General features: G+C 60.4%; 18 protein-coding genes. 12 read left to right on the forward strand and 6 right to left on the reverse strand.

The genetic code is table 11. The features are described 5' to 3' along the window. Positions 1 to 36 precede the first annotated feature (36 nt). The 8 genes from thiC (at position 37) to RFM98_RS21175 (ending at position 6,308) form a co-directional block, all read left to right on the forward strand. The gene (gene thiC / locus RFM98_RS21140; protein ID WP_320310661.1) at positions 37 to 1,881 is read left to right on the forward strand and encodes a phosphomethylpyrimidine synthase ThiC; all 1,845 of its coding nucleotides are present in this window, start codon (positions 37 to 39) and stop codon (positions 1,879 to 1,881) included. A 3-nt stretch (positions 1,882 to 1,884) separates the two neighbouring features. Continuing rightward, the gene (thiO, locus tag RFM98_RS21145; protein WP_320310662.1) at positions 1,885 to 2,907 is read left to right on the forward strand and encodes a glycine oxidase ThiO; all 1,023 of its coding nucleotides are present in this window, start codon (positions 1,885 to 1,887) and stop codon (positions 2,905 to 2,907) included. After that, a complete protein-coding gene (thiS, locus tag RFM98_RS21150) occupies positions 2,876 to 3,073 on the forward strand; it encodes a sulfur carrier protein ThiS (protein WP_320310663.1) in 198 nt (65 codons plus the stop codon). Before thiO ends, thiS begins: the two co-directional genes overlap by 32 nt. Positions 3,074 to 3,076: 3 nt before the next feature. Then, positions 3,077 to 3,850, forward strand: a complete 774-nt coding sequence (locus tag RFM98_RS21155) for a thiazole synthase (RefSeq protein ID WP_320310664.1) — start codon at positions 3,077 to 3,079, stop codon at positions 3,848 to 3,850. Further along, on the forward strand, positions 3,847 to 4,452 hold the full coding sequence (locus tag RFM98_RS21160) for a thiamine phosphate synthase (protein WP_320310665.1): 606 nt from the start codon (positions 3,847 to 3,849) through the stop codon (positions 4,450 to 4,452). Before RFM98_RS21155 ends, RFM98_RS21160 begins: the two co-directional genes overlap by 4 nt. Then, positions 4,443 to 5,201, forward strand: a complete 759-nt coding sequence (locus RFM98_RS21165; protein ID WP_320310666.1) for a hydroxymethylpyrimidine/phosphomethylpyrimidine kinase — start codon at positions 4,443 to 4,445, stop codon at positions 5,199 to 5,201. Before RFM98_RS21160 ends, RFM98_RS21165 begins: the two co-directional genes overlap by 10 nt. A 406-nt stretch (positions 5,202 to 5,607) precedes the next feature. Continuing rightward, the gene (locus RFM98_RS21170; protein ID WP_320310667.1) at positions 5,608 to 5,802 is read left to right on the forward strand and encodes a hypothetical protein; all 195 of its coding nucleotides are present in this window, start codon (positions 5,608 to 5,610) and stop codon (positions 5,800 to 5,802) included. Positions 5,803 to 5,951: 149 nt separating this feature from the next. After that, entirely contained in the window at positions 5,952 to 6,308 is a 357-nt protein-coding gene (locus RFM98_RS21175; RefSeq protein WP_320310668.1) for a hypothetical protein, read from the forward strand. Here the strand turns inward: RFM98_RS21175 and RFM98_RS21180 are convergent. Then, entirely contained in the window at positions 6,289 to 6,429 is a 141-nt protein-coding gene (locus tag RFM98_RS21180) for a hypothetical protein (RefSeq protein WP_320310669.1), read from the reverse strand. The two genes, RFM98_RS21175 and RFM98_RS21180, sit on opposite strands and share 20 nt — an antisense overlap. A 901-nt stretch (positions 6,430 to 7,330) precedes the next feature. On the opposite strand from RFM98_RS21180, the gene glyA reads away from it, so the two are divergent. From glyA to RFM98_RS21195, 3 genes are all read left to right on the forward strand, one after another. Then, a complete protein-coding gene (gene glyA, locus RFM98_RS21185; protein ID WP_320310670.1) occupies positions 7,331 to 8,668 on the forward strand; it encodes a serine hydroxymethyltransferase in 1,338 nt (445 codons plus the stop codon). A gap of 56 nt (positions 8,669 to 8,724) precedes the next feature. After that, a complete protein-coding gene (metK, locus tag RFM98_RS21190; RefSeq protein ID WP_320310738.1) occupies positions 8,725 to 9,921 on the forward strand; it encodes a methionine adenosyltransferase in 1,197 nt (398 codons plus the stop codon). Positions 9,922 to 10,647: 726 nt separating this feature from the next. Further along, a complete protein-coding gene (locus RFM98_RS21195) occupies positions 10,648 to 11,505 on the forward strand; it encodes a sterol desaturase family protein (protein WP_320310671.1) in 858 nt (285 codons plus the stop codon). 296 nt (positions 11,506 to 11,801) lie between these two features. Here the strand turns inward: RFM98_RS21195 and RFM98_RS21200 are convergent, their stop codons facing one another. After that, complete coding sequence (locus tag RFM98_RS21200; RefSeq protein ID WP_320310672.1) at positions 11,802 to 11,981, reverse strand: hypothetical protein; 180 nt, start codon at positions 11,979 to 11,981, stop codon at positions 11,802 to 11,804. 264 nt (positions 11,982 to 12,245) lie between these two features. Between RFM98_RS21200 and RFM98_RS21205 the strand changes: the two genes are divergently transcribed. Further along, on the forward strand, positions 12,246 to 13,238 hold the full coding sequence (locus RFM98_RS21205; protein WP_320310673.1) for an adenosine kinase: 993 nt from the start codon (positions 12,246 to 12,248) through the stop codon (positions 13,236 to 13,238). A 405-nt stretch (positions 13,239 to 13,643) separates the two neighbouring features. Here RFM98_RS21205 and glmS read toward each other — a convergent pair whose 3' ends face one another. The 4 genes from glmS to RFM98_RS21225 form a co-directional block, all read right to left on the reverse strand. After that, positions 13,644 to 15,467: a glutamine--fructose-6-phosphate transaminase (isomerizing) gene (gene glmS, locus RFM98_RS21210; protein ID WP_320310674.1), complete on the reverse strand. Its 1,824-nt coding sequence runs from the start codon at positions 15,465 to 15,467 to the stop codon at positions 13,644 to 13,646. Positions 15,468 to 15,933: 466 nt separating this feature from the next. Continuing rightward, positions 15,934 to 17,139, reverse strand: coding sequence for a 3-oxoadipyl-CoA thiolase (pcaF, locus tag RFM98_RS21215; protein ID WP_320310675.1), 1,206 nt, complete (start codon positions 17,137 to 17,139; stop codon positions 15,934 to 15,936). Then, entirely contained in the window at positions 17,140 to 17,943 is an 804-nt protein-coding gene (locus tag RFM98_RS21220; protein WP_320310676.1) for a CoA-transferase subunit beta, read from the reverse strand. After that, positions 17,940 to 18,797 carry a CoA transferase subunit A gene (locus RFM98_RS21225; RefSeq protein WP_320310677.1) on the reverse strand — a complete coding sequence of 286 codons (858 nt, stop codon included), beginning with the start codon at positions 18,795 to 18,797 and terminating at the stop codon, positions 17,940 to 17,942. The genes RFM98_RS21220 and RFM98_RS21225 overlap by 4 nt, the downstream gene beginning before the upstream one ends. Positions 18,798 to 18,824: the final 27 nt, after the last annotated feature.

The raw sequence follows: 18,824 nt of genomic DNA on the forward strand, positions 1-18,824 counted from the left end.
ACTGGGTCTCCAATGCAACGAGCAAAGGAGCCTCAAATGAATGCCTTGACCCCCACCGTATCGACCGGGCCGCTGCCGGCCTCGCGGAAGATCCACAAGTCCGGCGTCCTCCATCCGCAGATCAGGGTGCCGATGCGCGAGATCGCCGTTCACCCGACTGCCGGCGAGCCGCCGGTGACGGTCTACGATCCGTCAGGCCCCTATACCGACCCCGCGATCGAAACGGACATCGAAAAGGGCGTTGCCCGGCTTCGCCAAGACTGGATCGTGGCGCGCGGCGATGTCGTGCCCTATGACGGCCGCCATGTCAGGCCGGAGGACAACGGATTTGCGACAGGCGAGCGCCTGACGCAGGAATTTCCGATCCGCAACCGTCCGCTGAGAGCCAAAGCCGGCAAGGCCATCACCCAGCTTGCCTATGCGCGCGCTGGCATCATCACGCCCGAGATGGAATTCGTCGCCATCCGCGAGAACCTTGGCCGCGAGATGCTGCGGAGCAAGCTGCAACAGGATGGCGAGGCGTTCGGCGCATCGATCCCGGATTTCGTCACACCGGAGTTCGTGCGCGACGAGGTGGCGCGCGGCCGCGCGATCATTCCTGCCAACATCAACCATCCCGAAAGCGAGCCGATGATCATCGGCCGCAACTTCCTGGTGAAGATCAACGCCAATATCGGCAACTCCGCCGTCACTTCCTCGATGGCCGAAGAGGTCGAAAAGATGGTCTGGGCGATCCGCTGGGGTGCCGACACTGTCATGGACCTCTCGACGGGCCGCAACATCCACAACATCCGCGAATGGATCGTGCGCAATTCGCCGGTGCCGATCGGCACGGTGCCGCTCTACCAGGCGCTGGAGAAGGTGGGCGGTGTCGCCGAGGATCTGAGTTGGGAAGTCTATCGCGACACGCTGATCGAGCAGGCCGAGCAGGGCGTCGACTATTTCACCATCCATGCCGGCGTGCGGCTGCATTACATCCCGCTGACCGTCGACCGGGTCACGGGCATCGTTTCTCGCGGCGGCTCGATCATGGCGAAATGGTGCCTGCACCATCATCGCGAAAGCTTCCTCTATGAGCATTTCGAGGAGATCTGCGACATCGCCAGAGCCTATGACGTCTCCTTCTCGCTCGGCGACGGGCTTCGTCCCGGCTCGATCGCAGACGCCAATGACCGAGCCCAGTTCGCCGAGTTGGAAACGCTTGGCGAATTGACGAAGATCGCCTGGGCAAAGGACTGCCAGGTGATGATCGAGGGCCCTGGCCATATTCCCATGCACAAGATCAAGCAGAATATGGACAAGCAGCTCGCCGTCTGTGGCGAAGCGCCATTCTACACGCTGGGGCCGCTGACCACGGACATAGCGCCGGGCTATGACCACATCACCTCGGGAATCGGCGCCGCCATGATCGGCTGGTTCGGCACGGCCATGCTCTGCTATGTGACGCCGAAGGAACATCTCGGCCTGCCGGATCGCAACGACGTCAAGACCGGCGTGATCACCTACAAGATAGCCGCGCATGCCGCCGACCTTGCCAAGGGGCATCCCACGGCGAAGATCCGCGACGACGCGCTTTCGCGGGCGCGGTTCGAGTTCCGCTGGGAAGATCAGTTCAACCTGTCGCTGGATCCCGAAACCGCGCGCTCGATGCATGACGAAACCTTGCCCAAGGAAGCGCACAAGGTGGCGCATTTCTGCTCGATGTGCGGACCGAAATTCTGCTCCATGCGCATCTCCCACGACATCCGCGCCGAAGCCCAGAAGGAGGGGATGGCGGCGATGGCAGAGAAATATCGCGCGGGCGGCGATCTCTATATGCCCGTCGAAACGCTCGGGGCAGAAAAACAGGCTTTGGCGCAGAAAGATCAGGGGGCGCACTGAGCCATGGGCCGTGTCCTTATCAAAGGCGCCGGTGTGGCAGGCCTCACCGTCGCCCATGAACTAGCCGCTCGGGGTGCGTCCGTCACCGTTGCTGAAATTCAAAGCCAGATAGGCGGCAATGCCTCCTGGCTCGCCGGCGGCATGCTGGCCCCCTGGTGCGAACGCGAAAGCGCCGAGGAGGCGGTTGTCACGCTCGGCAAAGTTTCGGCCGACTGGTGGGAAAGGACGCTGCCCGGGCTCGTGACGAGGGCCGGCACTCTCGTCGTCGCCCATGCGCGCGACGCCTCCGAGCTCGCCCGTTTTGCGGCTCGTACGCGCAATTGTGAATCCGTCGACGAAGAGGCGATTGCCGCCCTCGAACCCGATCTTGCCGGTCGCTTCCGCCAGGGCCTGTTCTTTGCCGGCGAGGCTCATCTCGATCCCCGTCGGGTTCTCGAAGCGCTGGCCGACAAACTGCGCGCGATGGGAGTCGTCTTCCTTTTCGAGGTGGGCGAGGTGGCCCTTTCCTGCTTCGATCAGGTGATCGACTGCACGGGCATCGCGCGAGCCGACGACGACTTGCGCGGTGTGCGCGGCGAAATGCTGATCCTCCACACGCGTGAGGTCTCGCTTGCCCGCCCGGTGCGTCTGCTTCATCCGCGTCATCCGATCTATGTCGTGCCGCGGGCCGATCATCACTTCATGGTTGGCGCGACGATGATAGAGAACGACCACGACGGACCGATCACCGCCCGTTCGCTGATGGAGCTCCTCAATGCGGCCTACGCACTTCATCCGGCGTTCGGTGAGGCCGAAATCGTCGAGACAGGCGTGGGAGTGCGCCCGGCCTATCCCAACAATCTGCCGCGGGCGAAGTGTTGGAAGGACGGCACGATCACGATCAACGGCCTTTACCGGCACGGCTTCCTGCTTTCACCGGCCATGGCCGAACAGGCTGCTGGCCTTCTCTTCAATTCATCTGCCGATAATTCATCTGCCGGCCTGGAGTCTAAAAATGAAGCTGATCGTCAACGGCAAAGCGCTTGAAGCCAAGGCGGCGACGCTCGACGCCCTTTTGAAGGAGCTGGACTATGAGGGCGGCTGGCTCGCCACCGCGCTGAACGGCGATGTCGTGCCCGCGGCCGGACGGGCGGAATTCCGGTTGAGCGATGGCGACCGGGTCGAAATCCTGTCACCCATGCAGGGAGGCTAGCCGATGTTCGATCTTTTGGGGACAAAGCTGGCGTCGCGCCTGCTGCTGGGCACAGCCCAATATCCTTCGCCGGCGATCCTTGCCGATGCGGTCAAGGCGTCGGGGACCTCGGTGGTGACCGTCTCGCTGCGCCGGGAAATGGCCGGCGGCAAGGCCGGCGAACAATTCTGGTCGCTGATCCGCTCGCTCGGTGTGAAGGTATTGCCCAACACCGCCGGCTGCCATTCGGTCAAGGAAGCCGTGACGACAGCGAAGATGGCGCGCGAGGTCTTCGACACGTCCTGGATCAAGCTCGAAGTGATCGGCAACCACGACACGCTGCAGCCCGACGTCTTCGGCCTGGTCGAGGCCGCACGCATCCTGTGCGAGGGCGGCTTCAGCGTATTCCCCTATACCACGGACGACCTCGTCGTCGCCGAGCGACTGGTGGAGGCAGGCTGCAAGGTCCTGATGCCGTGGTGCGCGCCGATCGGTTCGGCCCTCGGGCCGGTCAACATCATGGCGCTGCGCTCGATGCGCGGGCATTTCCCCGACGTTCCGTTGATCGTCGATGCGGGGCTCGGACGGCCGTCGCACGCCGCGACGGTGATGGAGCTCGGCTTTGACGCCGTGCTCCTCAACACGGCGGTCGCCAAGGCGGCCGATCCGGTGGGCATGGCGCGCGCTTTCAGCAAGGCGGTCGATGCCGGCCGCGAGGCCTATGGTTCGGGACTGCTCGAGCCGCGCGACGTCGCCGTGCCATCGACGCCTACAATCGGCAGGGCGGTTTTTTCATGAAGCTCGATCCCTTCTACCTGATCGTCGACAGCGCCGCCTGGATCGAGCGGCTGGTGCCGCTCGGCGTCAGGCTGGTGCAACTGCGCATCAAGAATATGGACGAGGACGGGCTGCGCGCGGAAATCCGCAAGGCGAAAGCCCTGAGCGCCCGACACGATTGCCAGCTTATCGTCAACGATCATTGGCGCCTCGCGATCGAGGAGCGCTGCGACTTCGTCCATCTCGGCCAGGAGGATCTGCGGACCGCAAACCTCCCCGAGATACAGGCGGCCGGCATCAGGCTCGGGCTGAGCACCCATGATCATGACGAACTGGAGATGGCCATGGCCGCCAGTCCCGACTATGTTGCGCTGGGTCCGGTCTATCCAACCATCCTGAAGAAGATGAAATGGGCGCCGCAGGGGCTCGAAAGGGTTCGCGCCTGGAAGGACGCCGTCGCACCCATCCCGCTGGTCGCCATCGGCGGTCTCAACCCAGAGCGGCTTGATGGTGTTTTCGAGGCCGGAGCCGACAGCGCGGCAGTGGTGACGGACATAACGCTGAACCCGGATCCCGAAGCGCGCACCGGGGAATGGATCGAAAAGACGGAGCAATGGCGCTGAGTCAAAACCTGAATGTGCTTGTCGTTGGCGGATCGGACTCCAGTGGGGGTGCCGGAATTGCGCGCGATATCGAGACGATCTCTTCAATCGGCCTGCGCACTTGCGTTGCTGTCACCGCGGTAACGGTGCAGACGCACCACGCCGTCGGGGATATCCGTCACATGCAACCCGGCCTGGTGGCCGATCAAATGCGGGCGGCGTTGCAGGCCAACGCGGTGGCGGCCATCAAAATCGGCATGCTCGCCAATGCGCAGATCATCGCTGCCGTCGCCGCCGTGCTGCGCGAAAATGCGCGGATACCGGCAATCCTCGATCCGGTGCTGGCTTCCTCGTCGGGCAGGCCGCTGCTGGAATCGAGTGCGATCGACGTCATGAAGCGTGATCTCATGCCGCTTTGCCGCTTGGTCACGCCCAACCTCATTGAACTGGCGGTGCTGACCGGCTCGGAATTGGCCGCGGTCGACGATGATGCGCTGCGGCAGGAAAGGCGATTGCTTGCGGAAGGGCCGCAGGCGCTGCTCGTCAAGGGCGGCCACGCGGAAGGGCCGAGGTCCACAGATATCCTGTTGAGCCGCGGCCGGGAACCCATCCGCTTCGACATGCCCAGGCTTGCCAGATCGGTGCGCGGCACTGGCTGTATCCTGGCCAGCGCGATAGCGGCGTATCTGGCAATCGGGGATTCCATTGAGAAAGCCGTGCTCCAGGCCAAGCTCCTAGTCTTCGAAAAGATTTCGAAGAACTCCATGTGAGGATCGGGCTCGCGATAGTCGACCGTCTTCGGCTCGAAGGATCATGTTCGCCGGCCGGTGCCTCATGACGAACGCATCAGGATCCTGACCGCTTTTGTGGCTCTGGTTCGTCGATTGGTAAATGATTTTCGGTTCGGCCGACAATAAGCGGCGGGAGCTAGGTGTAGTCCCCGAGTGTGATGGTTCATCATCAAACCTCAGTCGTCAGGATGAGGATGTCCTGTACAAGTGTTCTTCACGGCAGCAGCGCCCGTAAGACGCCGCGTCTTCGAGCCGAGCGCAATCGCTGTCCTCAACGATGCAAAAGTGGCGGCGATCCTTGAGGCTCGCAGAATATGAGCAAGGTGGCGGACGCATATTTGAGCTGCTTTGCTGGCACCGAGTGTGCGGGCCCTCCTGATCAAAGATGGCCACGCTCAAAGACTATCAATCGAGCCGTATCCTTTATGATGCCGCCTGCGGCTTTCTCGTCGGCCTCAATGCCGCTGACCAGGATACGGTCAGACGGAACTTCATGTCGTTCCCCTCCGCACCGCGCGCCAACAGCGGCCCGATCGGAACTGGCACCCTTCCTCAGCATCGCGCGCCGATGCCGACTTAGTTTTGCTCATTTCCTGTATCAAGAGGTGGACTCATTGATCAATCCCAATGACGCGACCAGCCCGAAGTCGGCAAACTCCAGTCTTCGAAGGATCTTAGGGATCAGTTCGCATCTGGGCAACGACTGGGCAGACCTGCAGAGAGAGGAAATTGGACGAGCATAACCCGAAGGAAGAACCGATCGAGACCGTCTTCCGCAACGGCACGATCACCGTCGTCGGCATATTGCTGGCGTTTTCGCTGGGGTTCGTCACACATTGGGCGGCAAACCCGGTTCCGTGGCAATTTTACGACCTGTTCGCAGTGGTCCCAATCCTGGCCGGCATAGCCTCGCAGATGCGGGCGCTGTCGCTGTTGCTCGACATCAGTTCGCTGCGACGCCAGGTCTACGAACGCGCCAACCGCATTTTCATGTCCGGCCTCATCCTGACCGCCTGCGGCGTCGGGCTGGCAATTCTGCTTGACGTCTTCGAAGTGGCGTCGACGGTCACGCTGCCTGGAGCGTAACCAAGGCACCACCATCAAGCGCTTTCACGCCCCGTGAGTTCATCTCGGCGCTGTTGCGACTGCTGGCCTTGATCTTGTCGAGCACGTCTTCAAAGTCCAAAAGCCGCAGGATGCGTACCACGATCGGTGCGCTTCGACGCAAGGATGTTTTGGCATTCTTCCATCCCTACCATGTTGCCCCATTGGTTTGAAACTATGCGGCTCGGCCCATCTTGACCGGGAATCTCGGCGAGCAGACATTGCAACCATTTCTTCAAAGAAATTCATAGACTCTTAGCAACCCGAAATCGCTGAGAATGGTAGGCTTATCTCAACGTATCAGGTCAGCCAGAGGACTCAAAACCGCGGTCCTTCCTATTCTGCGACCGCCGTACCGCACGAAATCTAGAACGAAATCTAGGACGAAAGCAATAGCGAGAAGAGTCCCCGTCATGGTTGCTTGAACTCAATCACTGTCGGTTCGAAACAATTACATGCTTGGAAATAAGTACGTATCTACGCGACCGCTCAGAGCGTCTGGTTGGTGATCCAGGCAACGAGGTAATTGGTTCGAAAGCTGCAACATCTGCGGAGAACGCCAAATGACAAATTCAGTTCAAAGAGCGTCCCTTCTTTTCACGTGGTATGATGCTGAACAATGATGACACTGGTCAGTCGCCTACGGGCGGCAGCGCATTTTGATCGCCTTCGAATCCTGGGCCTGTGCGCGCATGCGGATCTAACAGTCTGCGAGCTGGCAGACATTTTGGATCTGCGTCGCGATCGCGTTGTGCGACACGTCCGGCTACTCGCCAGAGCCGACTTTCTTTGCTGCGACGAACAGCGCCCGTGGCGCTCCTATCATCTCAAACCAGGAGACAAGCACGGTGGTCTGGTCCAATTGCTAGTCGATCTCCTGCCCCACTGCGATGGCCATCATGAACGAGACTTACAACGACTCGAAGCGATACGAAACGAGCAGCCGAAGGGGACGGCCTGCTTGATCGTGAAATAGATCGATCCAATTGGAGCGCGAGCCCACGATGGACAACTCTGGCGAACGCGCTATCGCGCAGCCCGACACTTACGGACGCTCTTCCTTGGCCTCGGTTGATAGCTGCGTTCACGAACTGCTCCTGAGACAAGAGCGACAGGAGCGCACGACGCTCAAACTCATCGCTTCCGAAAACTTTGCCTCCTCGGCAGTGCTCGAAGCGACCGGGTCGATTTTCACAAACAAGTATGCCGAGGGGTACCCCGGTGCGCGCTACTATGCAGGAAACGAGATCGTCGATGAGCTTGAGAACCTCGCCATCGAGCGCTTGAAGAAGCTATTTGGAAGCGAGCACGCCAACGTCCAGCCCTATTCCGGCTCGCCGGCCAATCAGGCTGTCTATCGCGCGCTTTTGAAGCCGTGCGACAAAGTCATGGGCTTGCCCATTCCGGAAGGGGGTCATCTGACCCATGGTTGGGCTATCAACTTTTCCGGAACCGACTACCGACGGGTCCCCTATGGGCTACACGAAAAGACCCAGCAAATTGACTATGACCTCTTGCGCGAGACAGCTAAGCGGGAACGGCCGCGGCTCATTTGGATCGGCGGAACTGCTTATCCGCGTGTCTTTGATTACGCGGCAATGGCAGAAATTGCTCGGGAGGCGAGCGCCTATCTCGTGGCCGACATTGCGCACATCAGCGGCCTGATTGTGGCAGGAGCGCATCCGAATCCCGTGCGCCATTGCGACGTCGTCAGCAGCACCTCTCATAAGTCGATCCGCGGCCCCCGCGGCGGCTTCATTTTGTCGAGGAATGAGGATCGTTATCAGGCGCTCTATCATCCGCAAAACAAATACAACCTCGCCAGGCGGATTGATCGTGCGGTCTTCCCTCACCTGCAGGGCGGGCCACATATGAATGTTATCGCTGCGCTAGCAGTCGCCTTGCAGGAAGCGGCGACCCCGGCATTTCAAATCTACGGGCAACAGACCGTCAAGAATGCCAAGGCTTTGGCCCAGGCGTTGCTTGAGCGAGGTTATGACCTGGTTACCGGGGGGACCGACAATCACATGCTCATTCTTGACCTGCGCGATCGACCACTGTCGGGCAAGGCCTATGCCGAGCGATTATCAAAGGCAGGCATCATTACGAACTTCAATATGGTGCCGGGGGATCCGCGCGATCCGGCGGTTACAAGCGGAATTCGCTTGGGGTCGCCAGCAGTGACGTCGATGGGCATGCGCGAGGGGGAAATGGTGCAAATCGCCGCCTTTATTGACCTGGTCTGTCGCCAGCCCAACGATCCGGATGTTCATGCTTGTGTGCGAAAAGACGTTGCCAACTTATGCGCTGCGTTCGAGGTCCCGGGCATCACCCGCAGGTAAGTCGGGCTAAGCAAAAATGCACCATGCAAACTCCAACACCCGAAGCGAGGCATTTCATGGCTAGGCAGTTCGTTTTCTCTTCCGAATCGGTTGGCGCGGGACACCCGGATAAGCTCGCCGACAACATCTCGGACGCAATCCTCGACGCAGTCTTGCGCTTCGATCCGAAGGCGCGCGTCGCTTGTGAAGCCCTGGTGAAGACATGTGAAGCCTTGGTGAAGACAGGAACCGTCGTTCTGGCTGGCGAGATTACCAGCGATGCGACGGTCGACTACGGCCAAGTTGCCCGCGATACGATTGTTGATATTGGATACGACGATGAGGCAGTTGGCTTTGACGGCCGGCGTTGCTCCGTCATTCATGCCCTCACCGAGCAGTCACCCGACATTAGCCAAGGGGTTGACGAAGGTCGGGGACAAGATCTCGAACAAGGAGCGGGAGATCAAGGCCTCATGTTCGGCTATGCATGCCGCGAGACCGATACTCTGATGCCGTTGCCGATCCAGCTCGCCCACGGCTTGACGAAAAGACAGGCGGATGTTCGCAAGGCAGGTCATCTTAGCTGGTTGCGCCCTGACGTGAAATCCCAAGTCTCCGTGCGTTATGAGGGCTTGCGTCCCGTCGCCCTGGATACCATCGTCGTGTCGACGCAACACAATGAGCAGGTCTCGCAAGAGACGATTCGCGAGGGGGTCATTGAGGAAATAATAAAGCCAGTCCTGCCGACCGACCTGGAAACGAAAGACATCAGAATTCTGGTCAATCCAACAGGGCGGTTCGTAGTCGGCGGGCCCCGCGGCGACTGCGGCCTCACCGGACGCAAGATCATCGTCGATTCCTATGGTGGAATGGGGCGTCATGGCGGTGGCGCCTTTTCAGGCAAGGACCCATCCAAGGTTGACCGCTCGGCTGCCTATGCCGCCCGATATGTCGCTAAAAATATAGTGGCTAGCGGACTCGCGGACGTCTGCGAGGTGCAGCTTGCTTACGCTATCGGCGTGGCCAGTCCGGTTTCTGTCATGGTCAACACTTTTGGGACAGCAAGGATTGAGGAAAGAAGGATCGAGCAGCTCATTCCTGAGTTGTTCGATCTCAAACCGAAGGGCATTATCAAGATGCTTGATCTCTTACGCCCGATTTACCGCAAGACTGCGACCTATGGGCATTTCGGTCGCGAAGAGCCCGAGTTCACCTGGGAGAGGACTGACAGAGCCGACGACTTGCGGCGCGAGGCAGGGCTCGCCGCACCTTGAAACCCGGCGCCAAAGGACGCGCAACACCCTTCTAGGCTATGACCAGACTACGGCCAGTCGGCATGGAAGAAAGCCGGGGTCCTTTGGCGAACCAAGAAAGCCATTGATGGTGAACTTGCTTTAAATCGGCGATGCCATTGTCGAAATCATCGCGCACGACGCGGACTTCCCCGAAAAGCAATGCATTAGCAAGTCGCGATGACCCTCGTCGACCCCTGCGCGCCGAGCTGCTGATTTGTGAGCGTCACGACGCAGCCCGCATCTGACCTGCCTCTGTCAACCAAATACCCAGCCGTGCGGTGCTCGTGACGCTTGATTTTTGCAACGCTCTTTTGCCGTGGCAAGTTGCCGCCGCAACACTGACGCATACTCTGTCGCCTCGGGTAAGCCAACTCGCCCAAGGGCTTTTCCGACCATTTAGCAAACGGATACGTCTCATCCAAACAATCGATTTTACCAATCCAGGAGAACTCCGCATAGTCCGCTCCCGCGATGCCCCGCGTACCGACGGAATAATCACCGCTGAATGCGCACGAAAGCAAATTGCATGACCGCTATGTGCAATTGGCACTTTCTGCGCGGATACAAATTCGGGTGCCGACCTCGAATTTATCGGGCCGCGCCGGAGATCTACTAACGATTGGATTCGCCCTGATGACGAAAAAGACTCCCTCGATGTTCCGACCTGAAGCTGGCGCAGCTTGAACGATTCACCGGACCAAACAAATGCAAATTCTCGATTTTAATCATATATCGCAGATCTTCGTGAACTCGCTCGAGCTGGTGGTGGTCTTCGCCACCATCTGCGCCGCGCTGGAGTTCACCTTTCCGGCCTATCGATACAGTCTTGCCTCATACGCTCGAGGCGTGCGGAATTGGCTTATTCGGCTCGGATTGGGTGCCTTTATCTGGCACTTCTTCGCTGTTGGTCTGGCCTGGCTAGGAGTAAAGCCGCTGGTAACGATCAATTTCGCAACGTTGCTCCACTCTGACAACGCAATCGTCAGCAGTGGATTGGCGGTCCTTTCCGGGGTTTTAGTCGCGATTGCTGGCGATTTCTTTTACTATTGGATGCACCGCGCTCAGCATGCTTTTCCATTCCTCTGGCGCCTTCACGCTACGCACCACTCGATCCGCGAATTGACGGCATGGAATTGCAATCATCACATCTCCGAACCACTCGTTTACGCAGCGCTGGTAGCACTGCCACTCGCTCTGATCCATTTTGAATCTGGCGTGGTGCCCATCGTTGCCATGACGCTGATTACGTTCCAGGCCCATCTTTCGCACTCTAGTACCCGCATCAATCTTGGGCCGCTTCGATACATCATTGGCGACAACAAATTCCACCGCATCCACCACTCGATGGATCCGCATCACCGGCACCGAAACTATGGATTTTTCACAACGCTCTGGGATACGATTTTTCTAACGGCATACTGGCCAAAAAAGAATGAGTGGCCGGAGGTTGGCATGCGAAACCAGCCCGAGCCGCTGACTGTGCGGGATTACATTATGTTCCCATTCGATCGACGTCGCTGGCGTAAACCCAAGGTCGGAAATGCTGTGGAGGCCAGGGATTAGACGAGTGGAGGCTTACGCTCGCATCTGACTGTCGAGGCCACAAAGGCATCGATGAATGCACATCTACAACATCCCACAGACGCCCTACAAACCTCCGCGTAACAAGGACTGTTGCGCCTGAGCGGCAGCAGATTTTCCTATCGCGCTGCCGCATTGGCGAGATTGACCGGAAATGGTCGCGCAGTCGCGTGATTTTGCCGGCGCTGCACCGTCAAGCCAGCAATCCCTCTCGCGCCTCCGCGCGCCCTGTGGAACGGGGGCAAGGTGGGCACCTGTTATCTGCTTCACCGACACGATTAATCAACTGAGACCAGCCAGACGGCGGAGTGCAGCCCGGTCAAATAGCCGCTTTGTACCGCCTCGTCGCGCGGCACCATCAGGCCGCTACCACCTCGGATCATTTCCGGCACAGCGTTGCGCTTCGGTTGAGCATTGTAACAAATCCTTCCAGAAAATTCACAGATGCTTTGCAACACCAAATCGCCAAAAATGGTAGGGATCTCAAAGGCTGTTTGAGGTCAGCGAGGTCAAGCCGGTTGCATCTATTTCCGGTCATAAAGCCGCGACCTATGAGCACTTCGGGTGCGAAGAGCCTGAGTCTACCTGGGAGAGGCTGGCACTTATGGCGCGATGCAAGGCTGGCAGCGCCGCGAGACTCGTGCCGAATAGATTGGCATGCGGAAAGCCATCCCAACTGATCGCGCCCGGCCGGCGTGGGCCCGCAGTCGTTGGAGATATCGATGCCGGAATATGACGTGCTTTGCATCGGCAATGCCATTGTCGACATCATCGCCCAGTGCGACGAGGCCTTTCTCGAAACCAACGGCATCATCAAAGGCGCGATGAACCTCATCGACACCAGGCGCGCCGAACTGCTCTACAGCCGCATGGGGCCGGCGATCGAGGCTTCGGGCGGCAGCGCCGGCAACACGGCGGCGGGCGTGGCAAGCTTCGGCGGCCGCACCGCCTTCTTCGGCAAGGTGTCGAACGATTCGCTGGGCGAAATCTACACGCACGACATCCACGCCCAGGGCGTGGCCTTCGACACCAGGCCGCTCCAGGGCGAACCGCCGACGGCGCGCTCGATGATCTTCGTCACGCCGGACGGCGAGCGCTCGATGAACACCTATCTCGGCGCCTGCGTCGAGCTCGGGCCGGAAGACGTCGAGGCCGACAAGGCCGCCGGAGCCAAGGTCACCTATTTCGAAGGTTATCTGTGGGATCCGCCGCGCGCCAAGGAAGCGATCCGGCAGACGGCGAGGCTGGCGCATGCGGCCGGGCGCGAGGTGTCGATGACGCTGTCGGATTCCTTCTGCGTCGACCGCTACCGCCATGAGTTCCTCGATCTGATGCGCTCGGGCACCGTCGAGATCGTCTTTGCCAACAGCCACGAGATCAAGTCTCTCTACCAGACCTCTTCCTTCGAGGAGGCGTTGGCCGCCATCCGCAAGGACTGCAGAATAGCCGCCGTCACCCGTTCTGAGAAAGGCTCGGTCATCGTGCGCGGCGACGAGACCGTTACCATCCAGGCGACGGCGATCGAGGAATTGGTCGACACGACCGGCGCCGGCGACCTCTATGCCGCCGGCTTCCTTTATGGCTACACGACCGGACGCAGCCTCAAGGAGTGCGGCGATCTCGGCTCGCTGGCCGCCGGCCTGGCGATCCAGCAGATCGGCCCGCGCCCGCGCCAGAACCTGCGCCGCGAGGCCGAGCAAGCCGGGCTGCTGTAGGGGCGTGCCAAGGACTAGCTTCCTTCCTCCTGGTGAAAGCTGTTTAGGAAAGCGCGGGCAAATCGAAATGTCGCATGTGCATCCCGTTGAGGGCGGTTTTCCCCTTGGCGTCCCAGTCTAGTTACCGGAACTCGGAAACGGGTTGGCGCCACTTACCGGTTTCAGGTGATCTTGATATCAGTCGGCGCGCGGACGCCCACATTCGCGTACTCCAGCAAGAGACTAGCCTCGCAGTTCTGCTGGCACACCACCCCGCCCTCGCGCCCCAATCGATAGAGCAATAAGATATATCCATCGGCCGCGAACCCTGATCTGCATCTCGTCGACATCCAAGTGCCGGTGCGACGCGCTTTGTCACTTGGAATGCATTTCCGATGGACGGCCCCAGCTATGAGCGCGTCACAATCATTCGACGGTGACTGATTTTGCGAGGTTGCGCGGCTGGTCGACATCTGTGCCCATGAAGACCGCTGTGTGATAGGCAAGAAGCTGTATGGGCAGCGAGAAGATCATCGGCGCGATAATCTCGTCGACAGCTGGCAGCACGATCGTGTGCATGGTGTCGAGCTTGGATGCGGTTGCTCCTTTTTCATCGGTGATGAGGATAACCCGCCCTCCACGGGCGGCGACTTCCTCCATGTTGGAGACGGTCTTGTTGAAAAAGCGATCAAACGGCGCGATGACGATCACCGGCATGTTCTTGTCTATCAATGCGATCGGACCGTGCTTCAATTCACCCGCAGCATAGCCCTCGGCGTGGATGTAGGAGATCTCCTTGAGCTTCAGCGCACCTTCCATCGCCAGAGGGAAACTGGTGCCACGGCCAAGATACAGGACGTCATGATACTTGGATAATTCGCGCGCAAGAAGCTCTATCTTAGGTTGGATGCTGTTCAGAACCTGGCCCATAATGCGCGGCATTCCAGCAAGGTTTCGGACCAGCGCCTGCACCTCATTTTCGGTTACCGTTCCGCGGGTCCGGGCGGCGCTGATGGCAAGTGCGGCAAGAACCGCAAGCTGACAGGTGAAGGCTTTGGTGGAGGCGACGCCGATCTCCGGGCCGGCAAGGATTGGGAAGACCGCGTCGGCCTCCCGAGCGATGCTCGATTCGGCGCTATTGACGACGGCGCCGATTTTCAGTCCAAGCTTCTTGCAGTATCTAAGCGAGGCCAGCGTATCGGCGGTTTCGCCAGATTGCGAAATGAAAAGAGCAGCAGACTGGGGCGACAACGGGATATCGCGGTAGCGAAATTCGGACGCAACGTCGATTTCGACTGGCAGGCGAGCATAGCGCTCGAACCAGTATTTTCCGATCAGTCCGGCGAGGTAGGCGGTGCCGCAGGCAGAGATCGCCAGGCTCGGAATGCTGGCAAAATCGAAGCCAGGAACCGGATCGGCGCGATTCTCTATCAAGCTGACATAATGGGCGATCACATGGCCGATGGCCTCGGGCTGCTCGTAGATTTCCTTCTCCATGAAGTGGCGATGTTTGCCCTTGTTGGCCAGATAAGCTGCGGCCATGGAGGTCTGACGCGGACGCTCTACGGGGTAGCCGTCGAAATCGAAGATATCGGCACCCCCCTTGCCGATTACGGCCCAATCGCCGTCGATGAGATAGGTGACTTCATTCGTGAAGGGGGCAAGCGCGATCGCGTCGGATGCCAGAAACATCTCGCCGTCGCCGTGGCCGATTGCCAGCGGTGGTCCGTTGCGCGCTGCGATGATGCTCGACGGATCATCCTCAAAAAGGATGGCGAGCGCGTAGGCGCCCTTGATGCGTTTCAGCATGGCATGCATCGCTTCGCCCCGCCCCATGCCCTCCTGGCGGTGTCTTGCCACAAGATGCGCGACGACCTCCGTGTCGGTGTCGGTCTGGAACTCGGCTCCCGCCGCTGTCAATTCCTCCTTCAGCTCGGCAGAATTCTCGATGATGCCGTTATGAACGACGGCCACACCGCCGGCAAAGTGCGGGTGCGCATTGCCTTCCGTTGGCGCTCCGTGGGTTGCCCAGCGCGTGTGGGCGATGCCGATGGTGCCGTTCAGCGGCTCTGCCTTCAGTCTCGTCTCGAGATTGACGAGCTTGCCCTCAGCGCGCCTACGCTGCAAGGCACCCCCGGTGATCGTCGCAACGCCGGCGGAATCATAGCCGCGATATTCCAGACGCTTCAACGCGTCGACCAACCGCTCCGACACGGGCTGTTGCCCAACGATACCAACAATCCCGCACATGCCGTCGCCGACTTCTTTCCGGCAGCCTCAGTCGACTTCACGACGAGGATACCCAACGCGCTGCAATTCAGGATCCTCTAATACGATTTTATTAGGACGGTAAAATTGATTGTTGGAATAGCAATCATCCACCCGATAAATGGACCAAAGATGCGCGACGGCATTCCAACAGAGCCTTCGCCTTGTGCCAATTGCGCGGGTATGGGTTGCGTCACTTTGTTGCGCGAGGACCGTTTCGATCCAAGCTGGCCGAAGCGGTTGATCTGCGTTCTGGCTTCCGGCTAGAGGAACTCATCGATGCCAGCGCACGCGAAGGTCTTGCCCTCGCTCGCGCTGTTCTTCGGCTTCGGTTAGAACTAGACTAACTTTTCGGCGCCTACGACGCTGACCTAATAGGACGATCTGAGCGACCGCGAGCATGAGGTGCTCGAAGCTGCTTCTGTTTCCTATCGATCGGCCGTAGCGCCTACACTCGCTCCAGCGCGATCGCAATCCCTTGGCCGACGCCGATGCACATGGTGGCCAAAGCCAGCTTGCCGCCGCGTTCGCGCAGCTCAAGCGCTGCCGTGCCGGTGATGCGCGCGCCCGACATGCCGAGCGGGTGGCCAAGCGCAATCGCGCCGCCGTTTGGATTGACGTGCGCGGCGTCCTCGGCGATGCCGAGCTGGCGCAGCACCGCGATGCCTTGCGAGGCGAAGGCTTCATTGAGTTCGACCACGTCGAATTGATCCGGCGTCAGGCCAAGACGGGCGCAAAGCTTCTTCGTGGCCGGCGCCGGGCCGATGCCCATGATGCGCGGCGCGACGCCGGCGGTTGCACCACCGAGGATGCGGGCGATCGGCGTCAGGCCATGCTTCTTCGCCCCTGCTTCCGAAGCGATAATGAGCGCGGCCGCGCCGTCGTTGACGCCGGAGGCGTTGCCGGCGGTTACCGTGCCACCCTGGCGGAATGGCGTCGGCAGCTTGGCCAGCGCTTCGATGGTCGTGCCGGCGCGGGGGTGCTCGTCCTTCGTGACGACGGTGGCTTCGCCCTTTCTCTGAGGGATCGTCACCGGCGTGATCTCTTTCGCCAGCCGGCCATTGGCTTGCGCCTTAACCGCCTTGTCCTGGCTGCGCACGGCGAAGGCATCCTGGTCGGCGCGGGAGACGGAAAAATCCTCGGCGACGTTCTCGCCGGTCTCCGGCATGGAATCGACGCCATACTGCTTCTTCATCAGCGGGTTGATGAAACGCCAGCCGATGGTGGTGTCGTAAATCTCGGCATTGCGTGAGAAGGCGGTGTCGGCCTTCGGCATGACGAAGGGCGCGCGGCTCATCGATTCGACGCCTCCGGCAATCATCAGCTCGGCCTCGCCGGCCTTGATGGCGCGCGCGGCGATGGTGACGGCGTCCATGCCCGAGCCGCACAGGCGGTTTACCGTCGAACCCGGAATGTCCTGCGGGAGGCCGGCAAGCAGAAGCGCCATGCGCGCCACGTTGCGGTTGTCCTCGCCCGCCTGGTTGGCGCAGCCATAGACGACGTCGTCCACGGCGGCCCAGTCGACGCTCTTGCTGCGCTCCACGAGCGCTCGCAACGGGATGGCGCCAAGATCGTCGGCGCGCACGGAGGATAACGAACCGCCAAAGCGGCCGATCGGTGTGCGGATGTAATCGCAGATGAAGGCTTCAGCCATTTATGCAGCTTTCCCTTTGGCGGTTCCAGCATGCGCCGCCTTGGTGCGGGCCTGCAGGTCGCGCAATGTGTTCAGCTCGAGTTCCGTCGGCGCCGACGTCTCGTCAAGGGCCTCAGCGAATTTTACGACCCAGCCACAAGTCTCCTGCACTTGCTCGCGCGAGACGCCGGGATGCAGCGACACCACGGTGAATTCCTTGGTGACCGGGTCCGGCTTCCAGATGGCGAGGTCGGTGATGAGAAGCGTCGGGCCGGCCGTGTCGATGCCGAGCCGCTTGCGGTGATCGCCGCCGTCGCCATGGCCGAAGGAGGTGAAGAAGTCGATCTTCTCGACCATGCCGCGCTTCGACTGCGCCATGGTGATGTAGACCTGTCTCGACGAGGTGGCGATCTCCGGCGCGCCGCCACCGCCGGGGAGGCGGGTCTTGGGATGCGCATAGTCGCCGATGACGGTGGTGTTGATATTGCCGAACTTGTCGAGTTGGGCGGCACCCAGGAAGCCGATCGAGATGCGGCCGCCCTGCAGCCAGTAGCGGAACATCTCCGGCACCGCGACGGTGGTGACCGCCGTCTCGCACAATTCGCCGTCGCCGATCGACAGCGGCAACACGTTCGGGGCCGTGCCGATGGTGCCGCTCTCATAGATCAGCGTGATGTCTGGCGCATGCGTCAGCCGCGCGACGTTGCAGGCGGCCGACGGCGCGCCGATGCCGACGAAGCAGACATCGTCGCTTTTCAAGGCGCGGCTGGCGGCAATCGTCATCATCTCGTTGGGGGTGAACCCCAGATTGTCAGCGTCGCTCATGCGGCTTTCCTCAGATGCTCGACGCGGCCAGCAAAGTCGTCCGCGCTGCTCTCGATGACGTTCTTCCGCATCCACGCCTGAAAGCGGTCGCGGTCGGCGGCGATCTCGTCCCATTCGAGATAGGTGGCGTTGTCGCGCTCGTAATAGCCATGCGCGTAGGAGGGGTGCGAGCCGCCCGGCACGACCGAAATCGCCGCGATCGTCCAGTTCGGCAGCACGGTGAGGTTGGGGTGGAGGTCGTCGAAATTGTCGACCACTTCCTCGACCGTCACTACGGCGCGCTTTGCCGCCAGCACGGCCTCCTTCTGGATGCCGATGATGCCTTCGACCAGCACGTTGCCTTTCCGGTCCGCCCTCTGCGCATGGATGAACGTGACGTCCGGCCTTATCGCCGGGACAGCAGCCAGAACCTCGCCGGTGAACGGGCAGGTGACGGATTTGATGTTCGGATTGACTTCAGCCAGACCGGCGCCGCGATAGCCGCGGAATACCGCGCAGGGCAGGCCGGCGGCGCCCGCTTCATAGGCATTGGCCATGCCGGCGTGGCTGTGTTCCTCGACCTCGATGGTGCGGGGAAAGCCGTTCTCGATGGCGTCTCGGGCACGCCTGAGCAGGCCGACGCCTGGATTGCCGACATAGGAGAAAACGATCTTCCTCGCCATGCCCATGCCGATCATCTGGTCGTAGATCAGGTCGGGCGTCATGCGGATGAGCGTCAGATCGCGAAAGCCCTGGCGGATCGCCTCATGCGCCGCGGCGGTCGGGATCAGATGGGTGAAGCCCTCGAAAGCGACCGTATCGCCATCATGCAGATTTTCCGTGACCGCTTCTTTGAGGGGCAGGAACTTGACCATCTCAAGGCTCCGTCGATTGAAGAAGTT

This window comes from Mesorhizobium australafricanum (assembly GCF_033977265.1).
GTDB classification, from domain to species: Bacteria; Pseudomonadota; Alphaproteobacteria; order Rhizobiales; family Rhizobiaceae; genus Mesorhizobium; species Mesorhizobium australafricanum.

Excerpts from the sequence above, each read along its gene's own strand:
- thiO (WP_320310662.1), top strand. The coding sequence starts at position 1,885 with ATGGGCCGTGTCCTTATCAAAGGCGCCGGTGTGGCAGGCCTCACCGTC.
- metK (WP_320310738.1), top strand. The coding sequence starts at position 8,725 with ATGGCTAGGCAGTTCGTTTTCTCTTCCGAATCGGTTGGCGCGGGACAC.
- RFM98_RS21160 (WP_320310665.1), top strand. The coding sequence starts at position 3,847 with ATGAAGCTCGATCCCTTCTACCTGATCGTCGACAGCGCCGCCTGGATC.
- RFM98_RS21220 (WP_320310676.1), bottom strand. The coding sequence starts at position 17,943 with ATGAGCGACGCTGACAATCTGGGGTTCACCCCCAACGAGATGATGACG.
- RFM98_RS21225 (WP_320310677.1), bottom strand. The coding sequence starts at position 18,797 with ATGGTCAAGTTCCTGCCCCTCAAAGAAGCGGTCACGGAAAATCTGCAT.
- RFM98_RS21170 (WP_320310667.1), top strand. The coding sequence starts at position 5,608 with ATGGCCACGCTCAAAGACTATCAATCGAGCCGTATCCTTTATGATGCC.
- RFM98_RS21165 (WP_320310666.1), top strand. The coding sequence starts at position 4,443 with ATGGCGCTGAGTCAAAACCTGAATGTGCTTGTCGTTGGCGGATCGGAC.
- thiC (WP_320310661.1), top strand. The coding sequence starts at position 37 with ATGAATGCCTTGACCCCCACCGTATCGACCGGGCCGCTGCCGGCCTCG.
- pcaF (WP_320310675.1), bottom strand. The coding sequence starts at position 17,139 with ATGGCTGAAGCCTTCATCTGCGATTACATCCGCACACCGATCGGCCGC.
- glmS (WP_320310674.1), bottom strand. The coding sequence starts at position 15,467 with ATGTGCGGGATTGTTGGTATCGTTGGGCAACAGCCCGTGTCGGAGCGG.
- RFM98_RS21155 (WP_320310664.1), top strand. The coding sequence starts at position 3,077 with ATGTTCGATCTTTTGGGGACAAAGCTGGCGTCGCGCCTGCTGCTGGGC.
- thiS (WP_320310663.1), top strand. The coding sequence starts at position 2,876 with ATGAAGCTGATCGTCAACGGCAAAGCGCTTGAAGCCAAGGCGGCGACG.
- glyA (WP_320310670.1), top strand. The coding sequence starts at position 7,331 with ATGGACAACTCTGGCGAACGCGCTATCGCGCAGCCCGACACTTACGGA.
- RFM98_RS21205 (WP_320310673.1), top strand. The coding sequence starts at position 12,246 with ATGCCGGAATATGACGTGCTTTGCATCGGCAATGCCATTGTCGACATC.
- RFM98_RS21195 (WP_320310671.1), top strand. The coding sequence starts at position 10,648 with ATGCAAATTCTCGATTTTAATCATATATCGCAGATCTTCGTGAACTCG.